The sequence below is a fragment of the Acinetobacter thutiue genome, from assembly GCF_030385805.1.
Classification (GTDB): domain Bacteria; phylum Pseudomonadota; class Gammaproteobacteria; order Pseudomonadales; family Moraxellaceae; genus Acinetobacter; species Acinetobacter corruptisaponis.
This window is the reverse complement of sequence record NZ_JAUDZE010000007.1, coordinates 1-20,447: the sequence shown is the minus strand read 5'-3', so window position 1 is coordinate 20,447 and position 20,447 is coordinate 1. Positions and strand designations below refer to the sequence as shown.

Below are 20,447 nucleotides of genomic sequence, written 5' to 3'. Positions count from 1 at the left end.
GGGGATTAAATAATAGGTTGTTTTTATCAACATACAAGAGTTGATCGGATTTCGCCAATTATTTTCTGATATTTTATCGCATAAACTAGGCTGACTGGAATTTGAGTTGGCGTAACTGTCTGGCGTGCTGCAAGGTGGTTTCGCTAATTTCAACACCACCAGACATGCGGGCAAGCTCCAGAATACGCTGTTCTTCATCTAGTTCAATGATGGTGCTGCTGGCGGGGTCGGTCTGTTGTTTCTTCACCAGTAAATGCTGGTCAGACTGTGCTGCAACCTGGGCCTGATGGGTGATACAAAGCAACTGTACGTGCTGCGCCAAGTCAGCCAATAAACGGCCCACCACTTCAGCCGTACCACCACTGATCCCGACATCGATTTCGTCAAATACCAACACCTCAGATTCGGTTTTTTCAGCATTCATGACCTGCATCACCAGGGCGATACGTGACAGTTCACCGCCTGATGCCACACGGGCCAGCGGTTGTGGTGGAATACCCTTGTTGGCCGTGAATAAGAGTTGAATAAAACTTAGACCCTCGGCATTGGCTGCTTCCAGAGGCTCAAACTTAAACTCAAAATATGCTTCTGGTAATGCCAGTGGTTTGACTTGCTCAGTCAGTTGTTTTGCCAATGGAATGGCTGCGGCAAGACGGATTTCATCCAGATGCTGTGCCTGTTGCATAAATTCCTGATAGGAAACTTCAACCTGTTCCGCCAAGGTTTCAGGATCTTCCAGTTGATGCAGTTGCTCCAGTTCCTGCTGCCAAGTTTCATATTCCTGTTTGAGCAGTTCAGGCTGGATACGGTATTTACGTGCAAGACGGTGAAAGACTTCCAATGTTGCATTGAGCTGTTCCATGCGCTCAGGATCAAAGCTTTGACGGTCAATAAACTGACGTAGGCTTGAGGTGGCATCATCAATCTCACTTTGTGCATTTAACAGTGAATTGTAGATACTGGAAAGCTGTTCGCTGCGACCCGCATGCGACTCCAAACGACGAATAATGGAAGCGATTTCCTGCGTAATGTTTTGCTCAGCCTCATCCAGCACATTCAGGCTATAAACACAGTCCTGCATAATGTGCTCATGGTGGCTAAGGCGGTCAAATTCCTGTTCAATCTCTCGATAATCAGTTTGAATCACATCTTCCAGTTCTTCTATCTGTGATTCAAGGGATTGTATTCTTTGAATTCGGGTGGTTTGTGCATCCAATGCGGCTTGATGTTGTTTAATATTTCTTTGCCATGTCACATAGGCTTCACGTACTGCATCGGCGGGAGCGGCAAAGTTACTATAACGGTCGAGCCAGTGTTTCGGGTAGGGCGGTTCAAGTAACTGCTGTTGGCTATGCTGGCTATAGAGCTGGACCAACAAACGTCCAATTTCCTTGAGTTCAGCCAAGCTACTTGGACGACCATTAATCCACGCCTTGCTGCGTCCAGTGGCAAAAATCACGCGTCTTAAATGAATCTCACCTGAATCCTCATCCAGTTCATGCTCAGCCAACCATTTAGCCTCTACACTATCGGGTTTATAGCTAAAAACAGCGGTCACATCGGCCTTATCCGCCCCATAGCGTACATAATTGGTGTCGGTACGTTCCCCCAGACATGCGGAGAGTGCATCTAACAATAACGATTTGCCTGCGCCAGTTTCACCAGTCAGCACATTGAAACCCTGTTCAATGTCCAGTGCCAAATGGTCGGCAAGTGCAAAATTAATTAAAGTTAAATGGGTGAGCATAAATGCATCCAATGCACAGAATATTTTGCTTAAAGATAAAGAAGTTTTATCGTAGCGACAAGAGTGAATTACGCTTGGCAATATTAAAAAAATAAAATCAACAGGGACTAAATATGGGAATAAAAATTGCTAGTTTTGCATAAGGAAATGGATTGATTAGTTGCGATGGCACAATTAAACTACGTCCAGCATAATCTAATATAAATGCGGCATTATTTGGAGAGTACGCATGAGTTCAGTGCAGTTTGATCATGTAACGGTCATCAAAAAATCGAATGTGTATTTTGGTGGGGCATGTATCAGTCATACAGTACAGTTTGAAGACGGTACAAAAAAGACTTTAGGTGTGATTTTACCCACTGAACAGCCTTTAACCTTTGCGACCCATGTGCCAGAGCGTATGGAAATCATTTCGGGTGAATGTCGGGTTAAAATTGCTGACAGTACTGAAAGTGAATTGTTCCGTGCGGGACAGTCTTTCTATGTGCCTGGAAATAGCAAGTTTGACATTGAGACGGATGAAGTCCTTGATTACGTTTGCCATTTAGAAGGCTAACCTATTCCTGTCTAAATCGGGTACACTAGATTTAATGGAAATCCTGTAAAAGTCATTTTGCAGGATTTTTTATTAAGTTCCCTTGCGGAGCTATAACAGCTCCTCACCTGTAAAGTCATTTTGCAGGATTTTTATTTTTAGGAAATCTCCTTTTATATTCCGCTTTCTTAAAGAGGTCGTTCATGGCTAAACCTGAATATTATTATGGCGTTCATTCAGTGGAGTCATTGCTGGAGTTGGAGCCTGAACGAGTCTTGACCTTATTCACCTTAAAAGGGCGTGATGACCAGCGTTTGCAAAAGATTTTGCAGTTGGCTGAACCTTTTGGAATTAGCGTACAGAAAGCCAGCCGAGACAGTCTGGAAAAACTGGCAGGTCTGCCATTTCATCAGGGTGTGGTGGCGGCGGTACGTCCACATCCAACCTTAAATGAAAAAGATCTGGACCAGTTGATGCAGCAATCACCTGATGCCTTATTGTTGGCATTGGACCAGGTGACGGACCCACATAATTTGGGAGCCTGTATTCGTACTGCGGCGGCAATGGGGGTGCAAGCCGTGATTGTGCCGCGTGACCGTTCAGCAAGTTTAACCCCGACAGCACGTAAAGTTGCCGCGGGCGGGGCCGAGAAAGTGAAGTTTATTCAGGTCACCAATTTGGCCCGCACTTTGGCACATCTCAAAGAGACAACACATACCCGTGTGATTGGCACAATGCTGGATGAAAAGGCATTGCCCATTCAACAGTGTGATTTTAACGGTCCAGTGGTGATTGTGATGGGAGCGGAAGATACAGGATTAAGGCCTATAACCCAGTCGCAATGTGACCAAACCGTTTATATCCCCATGTCTGGTGATTTACAAAGTTTAAACGTCAGTGTGGCGACAGGGATGGCACTTTATGAGGCATGCCGTCAGCGTAATGCTGTATAATTCACACAATTATCGTCAATGTAATTAAAAATGACTGCTCGCACGCAAGGCTATCTGTTTGTCTGTATCACCATGTGCATCTGGGGTGGTTTTACCATTCTCTCCCGTTTAAATCTGCACTGGCATGTCAGTGCCTGGGACTTGGTGGCAATGCGTTTTGCGATAGCTTTTATCATTCTCATGCCTGTGCTGGTGTATAAAAAAGATTTGGCATTCTTGTGGCATCCCCGTCCAATTATTTTGGCCTTAACTGGTGGGCTGGCCTACTGTCTAACGGTTTATACTGCTTTTTTACATGCACCCGCAGCGCATGCCGCAATTTTTCTCAATGGTTGTATTCCACTGTGTACTGCCGTAGCTGCTTATTTATTGTTTAAACAGCCTTTTGACAAACATACCTGGCTCAGTCTCATCATTATGTTGAGTGCTCTGGCACTGATGAGCTACCTGATGTTGCATGAGCAGGCTTCTGCCTTTGGCCTTGGCGATATTCTCTTTTTCCTGAGTGCAGTTTGGTGGGGCATCTTCACTGTATTGTTAAAACAATGGAAATTATCAGCCTGGCATTCGATGGCAAGTGTGGCGATTTGGTCAGCACTGATTTATTTACCGATCTATATCCTGTTTATTCCTAAACATTTTCAGGAAGCAGAGCCTGTCCATTTGCTGATACAGGGTGTATTTCATGGCGTTTTGGTGGTGATTATTGCAACCCTGACCTATGTTGCCGCAATTGAACGTTTGGGTGCATTTAAAACGGGAAGCATTGTGACCTTGGCACCATTTATTGCTGCTGTCATTGCTGTACCGCTGTTAAATGAACCTTTGAGTCCAGCGATTATGTGTGGATTGGTGGGTATGGGTATTGGTGCGTTACAACCATGGCGCTGGTTCCGTAAAGATGCATTAACGGCCCAGTTGTCTAAACAGAAACAGGATTAGCAGATCTGCTCAGCCCGCTGTAAATAATTTAGGTGCAATGGTTTGAGTTGTTTGTGCAGATGTTCAAGTAGTCCATCGTTCAGCACAATATCATTGGCGAGCTGTTGTTTTTGAGTACGGGGCATTTGAGCTGCAATAATCTTTCGTATTTGTTCTTCAGTTTGCCCATCACGCTGGCTGGCACGTTGTAACTGGGTTTGTTCGTCTGCATCAATCAACAGGGTGTGTTGAACCAGTTCATGCTGGTTGGTTTCAAAGAGCAGGGGTGAAACCAGAATCACGTAAGGGCTTTCTGTCTGCTGTAACTGCTGGATGATAGATTGGCGAATAGCCGGGTGGGTAATTTGTTCTAGGCTCTGACGAGCTTCAGGGAACTGAAAAATATGTTCACGTAGTGCGCGGCGATCTAGATTACCATCTTCTAATAGTACCCAGTCGCCAAACACCTGTTGAATTTTCTGTAGCGTTGGCTGGCCTGGTTCAACAATTTCCCTTGCCACAACATCAGCATCAATCACACGAATACCTTGGGATTCAAACCATTGCGTGGCGGCTGACTTACCACTGCCAATTCCGCCTGTAATGCCCAAGATAAAACGCATATTAACCACCTAAATAGACTTTCATAATTTGATCACCCCATAAAAATGCGATCCAGCCTGCAATGGCGATATAGGGACCAAAGGCAAAGGGCTGGTTTTCACCACGTATTTTCATGAGAATAATACCAATAATGGCACCCACGACTGAAGAAAGCAGGACAATAAGCGGAAGCATCATTGGGCCCATCCATGCACCCAAGGCAGCAAGCAACTTAAAGTCACCATATCCCATACCTTCTTTACCAGTGACTAATTTAAAAAGATAGTAAACGACCCATAGGCAGAGGAAACCAATCAAATAACCCCAAATTGCTGACGTGGCAGTTGTATAAATTGCAAAACTGTTAATTCCTAAGCCTAGTGCTGCCAAAGGAAGCGTAAAACGGTCTGGTAACAATTGTGTGTCGAAATCAATACAAGTGAGTGTAATCAATATCCATGTGAGGATTAAACCAAAGAGCATCTGAATGGTTGCACCAAATACAGCTACGATAATCACTGAACAAACCATGGTGAGAAGTTCAATCAATGGATAGCGAATACTAATTGGATTCTGGCAGGAACCACATTTGCCACGAAGTATAATCCAACTAATTAGCGGTATATTTTGATACCAGCGAATGGGAGATTGGCATTTGGGACAGGTTGAAGCAGGTTGGCTTAGCGTCAGCTTGGTTTGATCAATAAGTGGTTGCTCTGGGTGAAGCAGCATTTGGCATTCCTGATGCCATTCTTGCTCCATCATTTTCGGAGTGCGAAAAATGACAACATTGAGAAAACTACCAATACATAGACTAAAAAGCCCAACTGCAAAATAAAGTGCAGCTGGATTTTCGATAAAATAAAAAATCAATTCTCGCATTCAATCACCAAATTAACTACCAACAATAGAACCCATTTGGAAGATTGGTAGATACATGGCGATAACTAACCCTCCCACTAAAACGCCTAGAACCGCCATTATCAGTGGTTCCATCATGGAGGTTAAGCCATCCACAGCATTGTCTACTTCATTTTCGTAATGAGTTGCTACTTTGTCTAACATTGCATCAAGTGCACCCGATTCTTCACCAATTGCAACCATCTGCACAGCCATGGATGGGAAACGGTTGGATGCTCGCATAGCAAATTGTAGTTGTTGACCAGTGGCAACATCTTCACGGATTTTCATTACCGCTTCTTCATAGATAACATTGTTGGTAGCACCAGCAGTTGATTCCAATGCATCAATAAGTGGAACACCTGCTGCAAATGTGGTCGCTAAGGTGCGGCTATAACGGGCAATAATGGCTTTATAGACTAAATCACCAAAAATAGGTGCCTTGAGTGCCATTTTATCCAAAAGGTCACGGAATTTTTTACTACGTTTTTTTGTTTCCATAAAAGCAGTGATAATGACACCAATTATTATAATTAGAATAAACCAATATTCTTGTAGCCATTCTGACATATTCACTACCATTTTGGTAAAAGCAGGTAAGTCAGCACCAAAGGAGCTAAATAGTTCTTTGAATACAGGAACAACTTTAACCATTAGAATAATTGTTACAATTAAAGCAACTATGATTACTGAAATTGGGTATTTCATGGCTTTTTTAATTTTTTGTTTAAGAAGTTCACTTTTTTCTTTATAAATCGCGACGCGATCCAACATGGTTTCAAGGGCACCTGATTGTTCCCCTGATTCAACCAAAGAGCAAAAAAGGTTATCAAAATACTGTGGGTACTTTTTTAGTGCACCTGCAAAAGTATTACCACTTTCCACTTCACCCTTAATCCCTAACACCACTTCGCGCATTGCAGGGTTCTCCAAGCCTTCGGCAACGATTTCAAAACCTTGCACTAGTGGTACACCTGCTTTCATCATAGTTGCCAATTGGCGGGTAAAAATAGTGATATCCAGCGTGGTAACTTTCTTCTTCATCAATCCTTCGAGAATATTTTTGCGTTTTTCCCGAATATTCTTGATGGTCACCCCTTGTTTCCGTAAAGTGACTTTAGCTAAAGCCATATTACGAGCTGGTAATTCCCCTTTAATCTTTGCCCCTTTACGGTCTATGCCATCATAAGCAAAAGTAGGCATCATTTGCGCTTTTTTAGCTGCCATGATTGTAATCCTTTTTATTGATTTTATTCACTGGTGACCCTGTTGATTTCCTGTAGAGAGGTAATCCCCTGTATCACTTTTTTCAAACCCGAACGTCGTAAATTGTTGAATCCTGCCTTTTCTGAGGCTGCCGCAATTTGCAGGGCATTGCCATCTTCCATAATAATTTTGGATATTTCTGGCGTCACTTTCATGACCTCATAAATACCAACGCGACCTTTGTAGCCTTCCCTGCACTCACCACAGCCAACGGGTTGAAATATTTTAAATTCAGGGTTTGCTAGGTCCTGTTCAGTAAAACCAAGTTCTAACAGACTTTGCTTGGGAATTTGCACAACTTCCTTGCATTGAGCACATAAACGACGTGCCAAGCGTTGTGCAATGACCAGATTGACTGAAGTTGCGATATTAAAGGAAGGAACTCCCATGTTACGTAAACGGGTTAGAGTTTCAGGTGCACTGTTGGTATGTAGGGTTGACATCACCATGTGACCTGTCTGAGCGGCTTTAATAGCAATTTCAGCAGTTTCAAGATCACGAATCTCACCCACCATAATCACATCTGGATCCTGACGTAAAAAGGCTTTTAATGCAGCAGAGAAAGTTAGCCCCGTTTTAGGATTAACATTGACTTGGTTAATCCCTTCCAAGTTAATCTCCACAGGATCTTCTGCTGTGGAAATATTGGTGTCTTCAGTGTTCAGGATATTTAAACCTGTATATAGGGAGACCGTTTTACCTGAGCCTGTTGGACCTGTAATAAGCAACATGCCTTGAGGTTTATCTAATGCCTCGAGGAATAGGGCTTTTTGTTCATCTTCGTAGCCAAGTGCTTCAATTCCCAACATCGCACTGGATGGATCGAGAATACGGAGTACCAGTTTTTCACCAAACAGGGTCGGTAAAGAGTTGACACGGAAATCAATGGCCTTTGTTTTGGATAGCTTAAGCTTAATACGCCCATCTTGTGGCATACGTTTTTCAGAAATGTCCATCTGTGACATGACTTTTAAACGGGACGCAAGCCGATTTGCCATTTGTAAAGGTGGATTGGCAATCTGGCGTAAAACACCATCCACACGATAACGGACCCGATATGTTTTTTCATATGGCTCAAAATGTAGATCTGAGGCTCCCATTCGAATCGCATCAATCAGTAATTTATTGATGTACTTTACAATGGGTGATTCATCAGTTTGGGTATTGGTGTCATCGTCTTCTTTATTGGTATCAGTAGCAACATCGATGCCATCTAAATCAAAGTCTTCACTATCACCGAAGTCAAAACTACCACTATCACCAAACTGTTGTTCAATCAGTTTCTCAAGTTTGTTGTGTTCAACAATAATCGGTTCAATATTGAGCTTGGTATTAAAACGAATGGCATCTAATGAATCAATATTGGTCGGGTTGCTGGTCGCAACATATAAGATTTGGCCGCGTTGCACCAAAGGTACAACCCGATGTTTTTGTATTAGCTTATTGTCAGTTAAGTCTTTAGGTAATAAGCCTGTATCATATACAGCCAAGTCGAACAGAGGTTCACCGAATTCATGGGAAATACTTTCTGCAACTGTGAGTGGTGAGAGGCGCTGATGTTCAATCAGGTGAGCCACAATATCCTGTTGGGCCTTTTTTGCCGCATCAATGGCATTCTGCATGTTTGATGCAGGCAAATGCCCCTCTTCGACTAAACGCCGAATGAACCCCGAAAATTTTGGAGACGTATGTAATCCTGACATCTGTCCGCCTTGTGACAATAAATGTTTATAATAGCTATCTTACAAAATTATACTTTTGTTGCGTAAAAATACTACTAGAGAAAGTGTCGTTTTTGACTTGATTCGTATCTAAAACTTTGAACTGATCGAATTTTTTACAAATTAATTTTCTAAAACCAAGACAATTACCTAAAAATGGAAATAATAAAATCAGTCAGGAAATGTCCTATTTTCAAATAAATAGAATGCTATACCCTTATAACATTAATTTTTACAAACATCTGTAAAGTGGTTATCAGGTTAAACCAGATAAAAAAACTGAATTTTATAAAAATCCGTGTAAAATATGCAGCATTTTTTAGAAATTATCAGTAGATCAAAGTATGTCGAGTCCGACCATTGCCCCTTGGGTTGTTGGCAATTGGAAAATGAATCCAATGCATGCTGACGCTTTTCAATTAGTAGAAGAATTTAAACAGCTATTACAACAGGGTAATATCTCTTCTGATCAATGTCATATTGGTATGGCACCAATTGCGATCGCCCTTACCAATGTTCAGGCACAGCTCAAGGATGCGACTCGGACAATCTTTACGGTGGCTCAGGATGTATCACGTGTAGCTGGAACGGGTGCGTATACAGGTGAAGTGAGTGCAGAATTACTCAAGGATAGCCAAATTGATTTTGTTCTGGTTGGCCATTCCGAGCGTCGTGAATTATTCGGTGATGGTGTCGAAACACTTCAGTCAAAATTGTATAATGCGCTGAATGCTGGGCTTAACGTCATTTACTGTGTGGGTGAAAGCCTTGAGCAACGTGAGCAGGGACTGGCTGAGCAAGTGGTATTGCAACAAATCTGTGATATCGCCTCAGTGGTGAAGCCTGAACAGTGGCAAAACATTGTGATTGCTTATGAGCCGATCTGGGCGATTGGCACGGGTAAGACCGCTTCACCAGCAGATGCCCAAGCCATGCATGCAAAAATCCGTGAGGGGCTAAAGCAAATTACGCCTGTAGGTGCGCAAATGGCGATCTTATATGGTGGCAGTGTTAAGCCTGAAAATGCAGATGAATTGGCGGCCTGTCCAGATATTAATGGCGCTTTGGTCGGTGGTGCATCACTCAACGCACAATCTTTTTACCAAATTGCAAAAGCATTTGCACAAAATAAGTAACGGGGAATAGAAATGTATAGTTTTATACTCGTTGTACATATCATTTTAGCAATTCTAATTATTGCATTGGTTCTAGTACAACAAGGTAAGGGTGCGGAAGCGGGCGCGTCATTCGGTGGCGGTGGTGCGGCAACTGTGTTTGGTGCATCTGGGGCGGGAAATTTCCTAACACGTTTAACTGCGATCTTTACTGCATTGTTTTTCTTCACCAGTTTAACCCTGGCGGTTTTTGCGAAAAAACAGACCACAGATGCCTATAGTTTAAAAACTGTGCAAAGTTCAACGTCTGTTCCTGCAACATCGCCTGAAACTTCATCAAATGCACCAAAAACGTCTGAATAAGTCGAATTAATACTTTCCTTTTGGGATTTAAAGGAATAGAATGCGTCCCAGAAAGCTGCGGTGGTGGTGGAATTGGTAGACACGCTACCTTGAGGTGGTAGTGCTTTCGGGCGTGGGGGTTCAAGTCCCCCCTTCCGCACCAAGCTTAATAACCAGTAAGTTTGGTGTTGCAGTGATTGTTGATGCGGGATGGAGCAGTCTGGTAGCTCGTCGGGCTCATAACCCGAAGGTCGTTGGTTCAAATCCAGCTCCCGCTACCATTTGATTAAGGTGCAACTTAATCAGGCAAATGTAAAGAAAACTTAAATTGACTTTTTTTTATATTTGTATATACTTTTTGCACGTTGATGCGGGATGGAGCAGTCTGGTAGCTCGTCGGGCTCATAACCCGAAGGTCGTTGGTTCAAATCCAGCTCCCGCTACCAAGTTTCTTAAAGGAGGCTCACAGTAAGGTGGGCCTTTTTGCACAGTGGGCAATGCTTTTCTGTGTAAAATAGGGGCGATTTACGCCCTTTTTTATTGGTTGTTTGGCTGTCGTGTAGTGTCGATATGAGTCGTATGGCGTGATCAGGAACATCATGCTTCACTATACGGGATTGATTGGCTCGCATGAGAGCAACGAGAGTAAATGAAATTATCAAATAAATCTCAAGCATTATATGATCTTATCGCACCAGCTGTGGCTGCCTGTGGTGTAGATTTATGGGGGATTGAGTTCCTGCCACAAGGTAAACGTTCTTTATTACGCATTTTTATTGATAAACCGATTGATGAGAGTGCTGAACCTGTCCTGAATGAAGAGGGTGAGGTTGAACAAGGGCGTGGCATTGGTGTTGAAGACTGTGTTCGCGTGACGCAACAGGTTGGTGCCATGCTTGATGTCCATGATCCAATTTCAGGTGAGTATGCCCTGGAAGTATCCTCACCAGGCTGGGACCGTCCATTCTTTCAGTTGTCACAAATGTCTGGGTATATTGGGCAACAGGTCGCTTTACGACTCATTGCTGCCGTCGAGAACCGTCGTAAATTTCAGGCAAAACTGCTTTCCGTTGATCTGGAAAATGAAATGATCCAGGTTGAAGTGGATGCTAAGCATATGCTTGAAATCGATAGTAATAATATTGATAAAGCAAACTTAATCTATCAAGACTAATATTAACTTAATTGTATAAGAAATCGGTAGGTGACTTATGGGCCGTGAAATTCTTACCGTTGCAGAAACGGTTAGTAATGAAAAAGGTGTTAGTCGTGAAGCAATCTTCCAAGCCCTAGAGCAAGCGCTGGTTGCGGCAACGAAGAAAAAGTTTTACGAAGGCACACATTCGGAAGAAGCTCAGCTTCGCGTTGAGATTGATCGTAAAACAGGTGATTACCGCACGTTCCGTCAATGGACTGTCGTTGCGGATGAAGATCATGAAATGCCTGCATGCCAGGATGCCATCTCTGATGTAGACCCATCGAAGTGGTCAATTGGTGATGTGCGTGAACTGGAAGTTGAGTCGATTGAGTTTGGCCGTATTGCAGCGCAAATTGCCAAGCAGGTGATTGTACAAAAGATTCGTGAGGCAGAGCGTGCACTGGTTGCAGATGCTTATGAGTCTAAAGTGGGCGAGCTGATTTATGGTGAAGTGAAAAAGCAAACCAAAGATGGCTTTATCATTGACCTTGGTGACAATGCTGAAGCGTATTTGGCACGTGAAGAAACTATTCACAAAGAGATTTTACGTCCTAAACAACGTATCAATGCCATTTTGTATAACGTTAACCGTGAAGGTCGTGGTGCGCAATTATTATTGTCACGTGCACGTCCTGAAATGCTGATTGCCTTGATGAAGAAAGAAATTCCAGAAATTTCTGAAGAAATCATTGAAATTAAGGCGGCAGCGCGTCAGCCAGGTGTTCGTGCTAAAATTGCAGTGAAAACCAATGACCATCGTATTGACCCTGTGGGTGCTTGTATTGGGATGCGTGGTACACGTATTCAGGCGGTACAGCAGGAGTTGAATGGTGAGCGTATTGATGTTGTGGTGTGGTCTGATGACCCAGCGCAATATATCGCAAGCGCATTGGAACCAGCTGATGTATCTGGAATCGTCCTTGATGAAGATGCACACAGTGCGGATATCATTTTCGCCACCAATGACCAGTTGGCGCGTGCCATTGGTTCGCAGGGGCAAAATGTTCGTTTGGCATCGGAATTAACGGGTTATAAACTCGACATGATGCTGGAAGAAGAGTATCGTGCTCGTCAGCAAAATGAAGCACAGCAATATCTGGATATGTTTGTGTCCCGTCTCGATATTGAAGAAGATTTGGCCATGGCTTTGGTCGAAATGGGCTTCACTTCTCTGGAAGAAATTGCCTATGTGCCAGCTGAGACATTTGATGAAATCGAGCTTGAGGCTGATTTGGTCGAATTGCTGCAAAGCCGTGCAAAAGAGGCTGCTTTAACTGATGCGTTAAAACAGCAGGAAAATATTCAAGAGCCAAGTGCGGAACTTCTCGGTATGGATGGTATGACCACCGAGATTGCCTACGCATTGGCGGCGCGTGGTGTGGTTACGATTGATGACTTGGCGGACCAAGCGACTGATGATATTTCAGATATCGAAGGCTTGGGCCATGACAAGGCAGGTCAATTAATCATGAAAGCACGTGAATCATGGTTTAACTAGGAGATAATAGATGACGGACAAGTCGATTCAAGAGTTAGCGCTCAGCGTAGAACGTCCTGTAGAGAAACTCCTGGAACAGGTTCGCGATGCAGGTCTACCACAGCGTAAAGCAGATGACATTATTACCACTGAACAGCAGGATACTTTGGTTAATCACCTGAAAAAAGTACATGGTCAGGGCGGTGGTAACACAGGAAAAATTGCGTTGAAACGTACAACTACCCATACAGCCAAAGTCACCAGCACTTCGGGTAAAGCAAAAAGTATCAATGTTGAGGTGCGTAAAAAGCAGGTTTTTGCCAAGCCAAATCCAGAGCAGATCGCTGCGGAAGCCAAAGCTCGTGCTGAAGCTGATGCGAAAGCCCGTGCTGAGCAGAAAGGGCGTGAAGAAGCGGATAGCAAAGCTCGTATTCATGGTGAACAAAAAACCAATGCGACTTTGGAAGCCATGCGTGCAGCGCATACTTCTGAAAGTGCTTCGCAAGCTCCTGCAAAAACCGCAGTTGTGGTGAAAAAACGTGGTAGTGACAAGGTGATTAAAGCACCTGTTGTTAAGCCAACAGAAACACCTGAACAGAAAAAAGCCCGTGAAGCAGAAGCAGCCAAGTTAAAGGCGACTGAAGAAGCTGTACGTCGTAAGGCTGCGGAAGAGGCGCAGAAGCGTACGCTGGAGCAAATGCGCCAGATGGCTTCGAAATATTCAAATGATGATGCAACCACAACCATTCGTGTGATTGATGATTCACCTTTAGCCGCTGGACTTGTTGGTCAGGCGTATGAAGATTCTTTCAACAAGGAAGACCGTGAAATCAAGCGTGGCGGTGCAACTGCAAATCCACGTGCAAGCAAGAAAGGTGGCCGTGGTGGCGATGCCCAGGCAGAGCAGAGCTTTAGCAAGAGCCATCATAAGCGTGGCTTGAAAACCAGCCAGTCAAACAAACATGGTTTTGAAAAGCCTGTTAAGAAACAGATTTATGATGTAGAGATTGGTGAGAAGATCATCGTTGCCGATCTTGCACAAAAAATGGCGGTTAAGGTTCGTGAAGTCATCAAGACCCTGATGAAAATGGGTGAACTTGTGACCCAGAACCAGGCCATTGACCAGGATACAGCAGTCCTTGTGGTTGAGGAACTAGGGCATAACCCTGTTCTTGTTTCTGATACGCAGGCAGAAGATAACTTGTTGGTTGCGGCTGAAGAAGCGCGTGGTGAGCAAACCACTCGTCCACCAGTGGTAACGATCATGGGTCACGTTGACCATGGTAAAACATCGTTACTGGACCGTATCCGTCGCTCTAAGGTGGCAGCGGGTGAAGCGGGTGGTATTACCCAGCATATCGGTGCATATCACGTTGAAACTGAGAAAGGCATTATTACTTTCCTCGACACACCAGGACACGCGGCGTTTACGTCAATGCGTGCACGTGGTGCGAAAGCAACTGATATCGTGGTTCTTGTGGTTGCGGCTGATGATGGTGTGATGCCACAAACAGCCGAGGCGATTGACCATGCGCGTGCAGCAGGTACACCGATTATTGTTGCTATCAACAAGATGGATAAAGAATCAGCGGATCCAGATCGTGTATTAAATGAATTGACCACTAAAGGGATCGTGCCTGAAGAGTGGGGCGGTGATGTTCCAATTGCCAAAGTTTCGGCGCATTCTGGTGCAGGAATTGATGAACTGCTTGACTTGATCTTGATTCAGTCTGAACTGATGGAGCTTAAAGCTTCAGCAGAAGGTGCGGCACAAGGTGTGGTGATTGAAGCGCGTGTTGATAAAGGCCGTGGTGCGGTAACGTCGATTCTGGTACAAAATGGTACCTTGAATATTGGTGATCTAGTTCTTGCTGGTTCATCTTACGGTCGTGTACGTGCGATGGTTGATGAAAACGGTAAGCGTATTACGTCAGCAGGCCCTTCGATTCCAGTTGAAATCTTAGGTTTGCCTGATGCACCAATGGCGGGCGATGAAGTACTTGTCGTGAATGACGAGAAGAAAGCACGTGAAGTTGCCGATGCTCGTTCAGACCGTGAACGTCATAAGCGTTTAGAGCGTGCAAGTGCAATGCGTCTTGAAAACATCATGGCGTCTATGGGTAAAAAAGATGTTCCTTATGTGAATGTTGTACTCAAAACTGACGTGCGTGGTACTTTGGAAGCGCTTCATGTTGCACTTGATGAGCTTTCTACTGATGAAGTGAAAGTACGTGTCATTGGTTCTGGCGTTGGTGCGATCACTGAGTCAGATGTTACCTTAGCTGAATCATCAGAAGCAGTGTTATTAGGTTTCAACGTGCGTGCAGATAACACAGCGCGTCAAAAATCTGATCAGGATGGCATTGATATCCGTTATTACAGCGTGATCTATCATTTAATTGATGATGTCAAAGCTGCAATGAGCGGTAAGCTTGCACCTGAACACCGTGAAACAATTCTGGGTGTTGCAGAAGTACGTGAAGTGTTCCATTCAAGCAAGTTTGGTGCAGCAGCAGGCTGTATGGTACTTGAGGGTACATTACATCGTAACAAGCCAATTCGCGTATTACGCGATGATGTGGTGGTATTCCAGGGTGAGCTTGAATCTCTTCGTCGCTATAAAGATGTTGTGGAAGAAGTTCGTGCTGGCATGGAATGTGGTCTTGCAGTGAAAGGCTATAAAGACATCAAAGTGCAAGACAAGATCGAAGTTTATGATGTTCAATTGATTAAACGGAGTCTTTAATGGCGGGTAGCCAACGCTTAAAGCGCATGGCGGATTCAGTACAACGCGAGTTGTCTGAGCTAATCCGTCAGGAGCTTAAAGATCCACGTTTGGGTGGTCTGGTGACCATCTCTGCGGTGAAAGTCAGTGCTGACATGGGATATGCTGAAGTTTATGTCACAGTGATGGGACGTGAACTGGGTGATGATCAAAGTGAGGCAGCCAACAAGGAAACTTTAGATGTACTCAATAAAGCTTCTGGCTTTTTGCGTCATGAACTGAGCCGTCGCATCAAGACGCGTATTACGCCAAGATTGCGTTTTCATTATGATAAAACCAATGCCTATGGCAACTATATGTTTGGTCTGATTGCTGAAGCCGTGAAAGACTTGCCTGAACGTGAACAAGATAAAGAATAAGTTGTAAAGAAAGCCACCTTAGGGTGGCTTTTTTATGATCTAAAATATTTATAAAAATAGTGGATAATATGGAAAGTTGACTTCACTCTATAATTTATAGTTTTTCGACAACCTAAGAAATCAACTGTAAAGATAAATGCTTCTCATTTTAAAGTCATTTTGCTAGATAAATCAAAAAATTATATAGACAACTCTGTATGAAAAAGAGGCAAAACAATAGTAATATGCCTATTATGAAAAGCTTAAAAAAAACTTAAAAATGTATATTCATTTTACCATTGAAGATGATCAAAAAAATATCGGGGAAGGACCAATTCAGGTTGGCTGGTTTTTAATAGAGGATAAAGCATCCATTCTATATGAACCACCTTATCGGATGCGTTCGCAATCACAAACCAAACATGCCAAGTCAGCAAGCCGTTGTCCTGCGGTATTACAGTTGGAAAGTCGTTATTTCGCGGTGAATTGCCCATTTGACTTTCACCTGCGTTTTGCAAGGGATGCACAGGGCAAGCCGACTTTAGTTAATGTGTTGGGTGATCAGTCACCTGTACGTGCCAATAAATTGAGGGAGCTGCTCACAATTGTCAATGAGAATGAATGGCGTATGCCTCAAGTCCCAATCTTACAACTGAAACTTCCGTATTGCTTTATTGCAGATGAAGTGGTGTATCTCACTCAACTGGATGCTTTTGGGCATTACCGCAAGAATCCGCTACCAGGCACAATTTTTGGAGGGCGTTTTCCGATTCACATTTGGCCTCGACCACTAATGTGGGCATTTGAATGGCATGACACTTCAAAAGATTTAATTCTAAAACGCGGTGAACCTTTATTTTACTGTCAGTTTGATGGTTATGATCCATCACGAACAGTAAAACTACTTCAAGCTGAGAAAACACCTGAACTTATGCAATATATGGATCAAATAAGTGGTGTGGTGAATTATGTGAGTCAGACGTTTAGTTTGTTTAATGAGGTGGAGAAAGTGAGACCTAAAAAATTATTAAAGTAAATATAAATTTGAAATTAAGGAGGAATATAAGATGAGTATGGCAAGATATTTTCAAATATTTATGGGAATTAATTTAATTTCTATATTTTTATTGGCTTTTAGCCAAGCATCATTAGAACCAGAAAAAGGTGTGATTCCATTTACTTTTTTTTATTTAATTATTCCTTTTATTAACATTTTAGTCTTGTGGGTGTTTTGTTATCTGCCATTTTATTTTTCTAAGTTTTTTTTTTGATAAGGCAACTATTTTAATAAAGATTTTTATGGCTGTCTGGGTTTTTCTTATTTTATCTATATTTTTTCATAAAGATATAAATGGAAGTTTAAATGTTATTAAAATAGATATTGACTATATGAGTCAACATCTTCAGAAAGATAGATTTTTATTTGTGAATGAAGAGTTGCCGAGAAATAGAATATGGACTGGTGATAGACCTTTAGTAAAAAATATAAGAACAGGACGAGAAAACTTATTGTCATGTAATATTTATGGGGTGGCATCAAGATGTAATTATATTGGGGATAAGAAATTTAAAGGAGGAATACATAATGTAAAATTTTATCAAATGGGTGAGCAATATGGCTCTAAAAGTTTAATATTTGAAATATCAGGTTATCAAGGTTTTTATGTTAAGGATTTTGTAAGAATGTATAAAAACTATCAAATTCGTGAAGTCTTGGATTTGGTATTTTATATTTTTTCATTTTTATTAATATTGGTTTTAATTATTGGTTTAAAAATTAAGGATTGCCTTGTTTCACCATTGTACGAGACAGTATTGGATCAGTTGGAGTAATAGAAGTTAATTTGTAAGAAGAGAAATTATGGATTTTTTAACCCTACTTTCATATTTATATAAGACCCTTTTTTTTTGGGGTATATTCCTTTTGTTAACAAGTAAAAAACACGCATATTTAGCTCTTTTTATTATTCTTATTTCATTTATTTTATTTTTTTATTGGTTAAAAGAGGAAACTAAGGACTATATTTATGTAAGAAAAGAGATATGTGGTGAATATGTTTATTTATCAAATAGATCATCAATGCGAGGGGATGGAAAAACAGTTGATCTTGCTATAAAGGTAGATGGTTATGGTGATTTTATAACAGTTTGGGGTAAAAAAGAGCTTTTAGCTAAAGTAAACGAGGATAAGCTAAATGGAAAAACTCTATGTGTAAACGTAAAGATTCCTGTAGTTGATGGAGTTGAAAATTTAAAGGGTGCAACAGAAGCACAAAATTTAACTATTAAGTCTAAGGATTAAAAAAATGATGATTCAATTAACGGAAATACAAAAATTTTAACGACCCATTAACTCTAAATTAATCGGTGGTTAAATTTGTGGAATGAAATATGCAAAAATCAAAACTATTTTTATTGACAATAACACTCTTATTGCAAGGATCATGTATGCAGAAAAGAGAACCTCCGTATATACCACAGGAGGGTGAAGTTGTGACATGGAAACAAAATGATCATTTAATTATTAAGGCTAAACTTGGAGAAAGAAGAAAACATATCATTAATGAACATTGTAAAAAATGTGAAAGAGATTTTTATAAACCACATCTTGAATATTATATTGGACAGTTTTCGATAGATTATGTACCAGAGAAATTTGATACGATTAGTATAGCAGAAGCAAAAAGTTTATCTATGCCATACGTTGATGGGCAGCTTGAGTTTGATTTAATGCTTAACAGATCTACTGTACAGGCGACGGATAGAAGTCCTTTTAGTTTACGAACAAATACTCTTGATCATATAGATCAAGTCAAAGTTTTTGTAGCTAATTTTGGAATAAATGATTTAAAGCAAAATATAAATACAAAGCAATTTTTTGAATCTAATTATATTAATAAATTAGATAGTAATCCAAGTTTTAAAAAATATAATTTAGATTGTTATAGTGATAAAAATTTTAGCGGATGGGAAAATTGTTTTGGAAAATCTAAAAATAAAATGATTTCAGGTTTTTATTTCAATATTTCACCAAATGAAGATTCTGTAATTTTGGGGAGAAGTTATGAGTTGATTTATGGAGGTATTAAGATTAATTGGTTTACAAATCAAAAAAACATAGATCACGTAAAAGATATAGATGCAGCAATATGGCGTCTTTTAGATGCATGGAATGTTTCACCAATTAAAAATATTAATGCAATTAATGAGGATTAAAAAATGACAATTCAATTAACAGCAACACAATTGGCACAAATGCAAATTCAATATAAATTAAATACTAATAAACCCGACTACGCAGGGATGTATCGATATATTTATGATAATTTTCATACTCAAATGCCGAATGCACAAGCTTATTGGTTTGAACAAGCAGCACAAATTAATAGGTACTTAAATGATACCAGTATAGAACCATCCCAATCCGCTTATTTTATCCAGCAGATCAATAAAGAAAGTTTACGTTTGGCAGGTCCACCAGCATTGTCACCAGCAGATGCAAATATTGCGTTGATCAGTAATACCATCGCTAAAAACGTTTATGAAGATATTGTGAATAATAATGGCATTATTCCATCATTAGAAAATCAGGTGAGCCATGATATTCAAGCTGCGATAGATGTTGCAGGGCTCGGTGTGAGCCAATGGGGCGGTGCATTCTATTTCTGGGATACAAAAATAAATGAAACAGGCGATGTCGATGAAAATGCTGGTATAAAAATAGGGAAAAGAATTGTCGATGCTGACAAAGTCGATCAATTTGTTGAAATGACCAGTACTGCTATGGCACTTACTATTGATAAATTCCGAGATCCACAATCAGATGCAAGTGTTGACGCGGCGATAGGTGCAATAAAAACATTTTCTTATGGTGCTTCAGGTGGATTAAATATAGCAGCTGCCGCAGGTATTTTATTAGGCAGTCCTTTGCTAACAGCTATCCTCGTCCCGCATAGTGATCAATGGATTGGGATTAGGGTTTTACTCTCCACACTACAAAAAAGTGAATGGATTAATAATGGACGACTGGCTGATCTTGAACATTTATCTGATGAGGATTTATTGGAGTATTTTCATGATTATAACGAGTTGTTGGAAATTGAAAAAACAAATGAAAATATTACAGTTGAATCAAGCATTATACGATTATTTAATGATGTCATCATTGGTACTGGTAGTTCAGAAGAGCTAAATGGCGGAATAATTATTGGGTTGGGAAATGATACGATTTTTGGTCTAGGTGGTAATGATAAGCTCAATGGCGGTATAGGCTCTGATAAGCTCATTGGTGGTAAAGGTAATGATGAACTCTATGGCGGTTGGGGGGATGATAAGTTATTCGGTGGTATTGGTATAGATAACCTGAATCACGGATAAGCCATAGACTTGAAAAAGAGAAGGACTAGAGCCATCAGTTGAGTTACCACACAAAACTTACGACTCTAGTCCTTATGTTCGATAGTACCCAATTATTCTGTATAATTGATGATTTCTTTCTAAAATTTGAATCAGTTTACTGGAAATTCTTAAAGCAAAATCTTAAATG

The 20,447-nt window shown here is 41.3% G+C and carries 20 protein-coding genes, 3 tRNA genes and 1 pseudogene; 19 read left to right on the top strand and 5 right to left on the bottom strand.

The genetic code is table 11. From position 1 onward, the window contains the following. Window positions 1-85: 85 nt before the first annotated feature. A complete protein-coding gene (gene recN, locus QTA56_RS13345; RefSeq protein WP_267981482.1) occupies window positions 86-1,747 on the bottom strand; it encodes a DNA repair protein RecN in 1,662 nt (553 codons plus the stop codon). 229 nt (window positions 1,748-1,976) lie between these two features. Here recN and ppnP point away from each other — a divergent pair, with 229 nt between their 5' ends. The 3 genes from ppnP to QTA56_RS13330 all read left to right on the top strand — a co-directional run bounded on the left by ppnP (window position 1,977) and on the right by QTA56_RS13330 (window position 4,177). Beyond that, on the top strand, window positions 1,977-2,303 hold the full coding sequence (gene ppnP / locus QTA56_RS13340) for a pyrimidine/purine nucleoside phosphorylase (RefSeq protein WP_004680708.1): 327 nt from the start codon (window positions 1,977-1,979) through the stop codon (window positions 2,301-2,303). Window positions 2,304-2,485: 182 nt separating this feature from the next. Next, on the top strand, window positions 2,486-3,235 hold the full coding sequence (rlmB, locus tag QTA56_RS13335) for a 23S rRNA (guanosine(2251)-2'-O)-methyltransferase RlmB (RefSeq protein ID WP_267981480.1): 750 nt from the start codon (window positions 2,486-2,488) through the stop codon (window positions 3,233-3,235). 30 nt (window positions 3,236-3,265) lie between these two features. Beyond that, the gene (locus QTA56_RS13330; RefSeq protein WP_267981479.1) at window positions 3,266-4,177 is read left to right on the top strand and encodes a DMT family transporter; all 912 of its coding nucleotides are present in this window, start codon (window positions 3,266-3,268) and stop codon (window positions 4,175-4,177) included. Here the strand turns inward: QTA56_RS13330 and coaE are convergent. The 4 genes from coaE to pilB are packed head-to-tail and all read right to left on the bottom strand — an operon-like array spanning window position 4,174 to window position 8,628. After that, window positions 4,174-4,779: a dephospho-CoA kinase gene (gene coaE / locus QTA56_RS13325; RefSeq protein WP_267981477.1), complete on the bottom strand. Its 606-nt coding sequence runs from the start codon at window positions 4,777-4,779 to the stop codon at window positions 4,174-4,176. The genes QTA56_RS13330 and coaE overlap by 4 nt on opposite strands. A 1-nt stretch (window position 4,780) precedes the next feature. Beyond that, on the bottom strand, window positions 4,781-5,641 hold the full coding sequence (locus QTA56_RS13320) for a prepilin peptidase (protein WP_267981475.1): 861 nt from the start codon (window positions 5,639-5,641) through the stop codon (window positions 4,781-4,783). Window positions 5,642-5,653: 12 nt separating this feature from the next. Further along, window positions 5,654-6,886, bottom strand: a complete 1,233-nt coding sequence (locus tag QTA56_RS13315; RefSeq protein WP_267981473.1) for a type II secretion system F family protein — start codon at window positions 6,884-6,886, stop codon at window positions 5,654-5,656. A gap of 23 nt (window positions 6,887-6,909) precedes the next feature. After that, complete coding sequence (pilB, locus tag QTA56_RS13310; protein WP_267981471.1) at window positions 6,910-8,628, bottom strand: type IV-A pilus assembly ATPase PilB; 1,719 nt, start codon at window positions 8,626-8,628, stop codon at window positions 6,910-6,912. A gap of 362 nt (window positions 8,629-8,990) precedes the next feature. Here pilB and tpiA point away from each other — a divergent pair, with 362 nt between their 5' ends. The 16 genes and pseudogenes from tpiA to QTA56_RS13230 all read left to right on the top strand — a co-directional run. After that, window positions 8,991-9,782: a triose-phosphate isomerase gene (tpiA, locus tag QTA56_RS13305; protein WP_267981469.1), complete on the top strand. Its 792-nt coding sequence runs from the start codon at window positions 8,991-8,993 to the stop codon at window positions 9,780-9,782. A 12-nt stretch (window positions 9,783-9,794) separates the two neighbouring features. Beyond that, the gene (gene secG, locus QTA56_RS13300) at window positions 9,795-10,124 is read left to right on the top strand and encodes a preprotein translocase subunit SecG (protein WP_267981467.1); all 330 of its coding nucleotides are present in this window, start codon (window positions 9,795-9,797) and stop codon (window positions 10,122-10,124) included. 57 nt (window positions 10,125-10,181) lie between these two features. Next, a tRNA-Leu gene (locus QTA56_RS13295) sits at window positions 10,182-10,266 on the top strand. A 41-nt stretch (window positions 10,267-10,307) separates the two neighbouring features. After that, window positions 10,308-10,384: transfer RNA gene (locus tag QTA56_RS13290), tRNA-Met, on the top strand. Between the two features lie 88 nt (window positions 10,385-10,472). Continuing rightward, a tRNA-Met gene (locus tag QTA56_RS13285) sits at window positions 10,473-10,549 on the top strand. Window positions 10,550-10,752: 203 nt separating this feature from the next. Then, window positions 10,753-11,277, top strand: a complete 525-nt coding sequence (gene rimP / locus QTA56_RS13280; protein WP_267981465.1) for a ribosome maturation factor RimP — start codon at window positions 10,753-10,755, stop codon at window positions 11,275-11,277. A 37-nt stretch (window positions 11,278-11,314) separates the two neighbouring features. Beyond that, entirely contained in the window at window positions 11,315-12,799 is a 1,485-nt protein-coding gene (nusA, locus tag QTA56_RS13275) for a transcription termination factor NusA (RefSeq protein ID WP_267981463.1), read from the top strand. Window positions 12,800-12,809: 10 nt separating this feature from the next. Further along, the gene (gene infB / locus QTA56_RS13270; RefSeq protein WP_267981461.1) at window positions 12,810-15,524 is read left to right on the top strand and encodes a translation initiation factor IF-2; all 2,715 of its coding nucleotides are present in this window, start codon (window positions 12,810-12,812) and stop codon (window positions 15,522-15,524) included. Next, a complete protein-coding gene (locus tag QTA56_RS13265; RefSeq protein WP_267981460.1) occupies window positions 15,524-15,922 on the top strand; it encodes a ribosome-binding factor A in 399 nt (132 codons plus the stop codon). The genes infB and QTA56_RS13265 overlap by 1 nt, the downstream gene beginning before the upstream one ends. Window positions 15,923-16,181: 259 nt before the next feature. Further along, entirely contained in the window at window positions 16,182-16,937 is a 756-nt protein-coding gene (locus tag QTA56_RS13260) for a hypothetical protein (RefSeq protein ID WP_267981458.1), read from the top strand. A gap of 31 nt (window positions 16,938-16,968) precedes the next feature. Then, window positions 16,969-17,172 (top strand): hypothetical protein, encoded by a 204-nt coding sequence (locus tag QTA56_RS13255; protein WP_267981456.1) that lies wholly within the window; start codon window positions 16,969-16,971, stop codon window positions 17,170-17,172. A 28-nt stretch (window positions 17,173-17,200) separates the two neighbouring features. Beyond that, a complete protein-coding gene (locus tag QTA56_RS13250; RefSeq protein WP_267981454.1) occupies window positions 17,201-17,734 on the top strand; it encodes a hypothetical protein in 534 nt (177 codons plus the stop codon). A gap of 28 nt (window positions 17,735-17,762) precedes the next feature. Then, window positions 17,763-18,203 (top strand): hypothetical protein, encoded by a 441-nt coding sequence (locus QTA56_RS13245; protein WP_267981452.1) that lies wholly within the window; start codon window positions 17,763-17,765, stop codon window positions 18,201-18,203. 89 nt (window positions 18,204-18,292) lie between these two features. Then, window positions 18,293-19,117 (top strand): hypothetical protein, encoded by an 825-nt coding sequence (locus QTA56_RS13240; protein ID WP_267981450.1) that lies wholly within the window; start codon window positions 18,293-18,295, stop codon window positions 19,115-19,117. Window positions 19,118-19,120: 3 nt separating this feature from the next. Next, window positions 19,121-20,278 (top strand): calcium-binding protein, encoded by a 1,158-nt coding sequence (locus QTA56_RS13235; protein ID WP_289821554.1) that lies wholly within the window; start codon window positions 19,121-19,123, stop codon window positions 20,276-20,278. A 74-nt stretch (window positions 20,279-20,352) separates the two neighbouring features. Further along, window positions 20,353-20,447 (top strand): annotated as a pseudogene (locus QTA56_RS13230) (IS982 family transposase); the annotation flags it as partial.

Excerpts from the sequence above, each read along its gene's own strand:
- recN (WP_267981482.1), bottom strand. The coding sequence starts at position 1,747 with ATGCTCACCCATTTAACTTTAATTAATTTTGCACTTGCCGACCATTTG.
- ppnP (WP_004680708.1), top strand. The coding sequence starts at position 1,977 with ATGAGTTCAGTGCAGTTTGATCATGTAACGGTCATCAAAAAATCGAAT.
- rlmB (WP_267981480.1), top strand. The coding sequence starts at position 2,486 with ATGGCTAAACCTGAATATTATTATGGCGTTCATTCAGTGGAGTCATTG.
- QTA56_RS13330 (WP_267981479.1), top strand. The coding sequence starts at position 3,266 with ATGACTGCTCGCACGCAAGGCTATCTGTTTGTCTGTATCACCATGTGC.
- coaE (WP_267981477.1), bottom strand. The coding sequence starts at position 4,779 with ATGCGTTTTATCTTGGGCATTACAGGCGGAATTGGCAGTGGTAAGTCA.
- QTA56_RS13320 (WP_267981475.1), bottom strand. The coding sequence starts at position 5,641 with ATGCGAGAATTGATTTTTTATTTTATCGAAAATCCAGCTGCACTTTAT.
- QTA56_RS13315 (WP_267981473.1), bottom strand. The coding sequence starts at position 6,886 with ATGGCAGCTAAAAAAGCGCAAATGATGCCTACTTTTGCTTATGATGGC.
- pilB (WP_267981471.1), bottom strand. The coding sequence starts at position 8,628 with ATGTCAGGATTACATACGTCTCCAAAATTTTCGGGGTTCATTCGGCGT.
- tpiA (WP_267981469.1), top strand. The coding sequence starts at position 8,991 with ATGTCGAGTCCGACCATTGCCCCTTGGGTTGTTGGCAATTGGAAAATG.
- secG (WP_267981467.1), top strand. The coding sequence starts at position 9,795 with ATGTATAGTTTTATACTCGTTGTACATATCATTTTAGCAATTCTAATT.
- rimP (WP_267981465.1), top strand. The coding sequence starts at position 10,753 with ATGAAATTATCAAATAAATCTCAAGCATTATATGATCTTATCGCACCA.
- nusA (WP_267981463.1), top strand. The coding sequence starts at position 11,315 with ATGGGCCGTGAAATTCTTACCGTTGCAGAAACGGTTAGTAATGAAAAA.
- infB (WP_267981461.1), top strand. The coding sequence starts at position 12,810 with ATGACGGACAAGTCGATTCAAGAGTTAGCGCTCAGCGTAGAACGTCCT.
- QTA56_RS13265 (WP_267981460.1), top strand. The coding sequence starts at position 15,524 with ATGGCGGGTAGCCAACGCTTAAAGCGCATGGCGGATTCAGTACAACGC.
- QTA56_RS13260 (WP_267981458.1), top strand. The coding sequence starts at position 16,182 with ATGTATATTCATTTTACCATTGAAGATGATCAAAAAAATATCGGGGAA.
- QTA56_RS13255 (WP_267981456.1), top strand. The coding sequence starts at position 16,969 with ATGAGTATGGCAAGATATTTTCAAATATTTATGGGAATTAATTTAATT.
- QTA56_RS13250 (WP_267981454.1), top strand. The coding sequence starts at position 17,201 with ATGGCTGTCTGGGTTTTTCTTATTTTATCTATATTTTTTCATAAAGAT.
- QTA56_RS13245 (WP_267981452.1), top strand. The coding sequence starts at position 17,763 with ATGGATTTTTTAACCCTACTTTCATATTTATATAAGACCCTTTTTTTT.
- QTA56_RS13240 (WP_267981450.1), top strand. The coding sequence starts at position 18,293 with ATGCAAAAATCAAAACTATTTTTATTGACAATAACACTCTTATTGCAA.
- QTA56_RS13235 (WP_289821554.1), top strand. The coding sequence starts at position 19,121 with ATGACAATTCAATTAACAGCAACACAATTGGCACAAATGCAAATTCAA.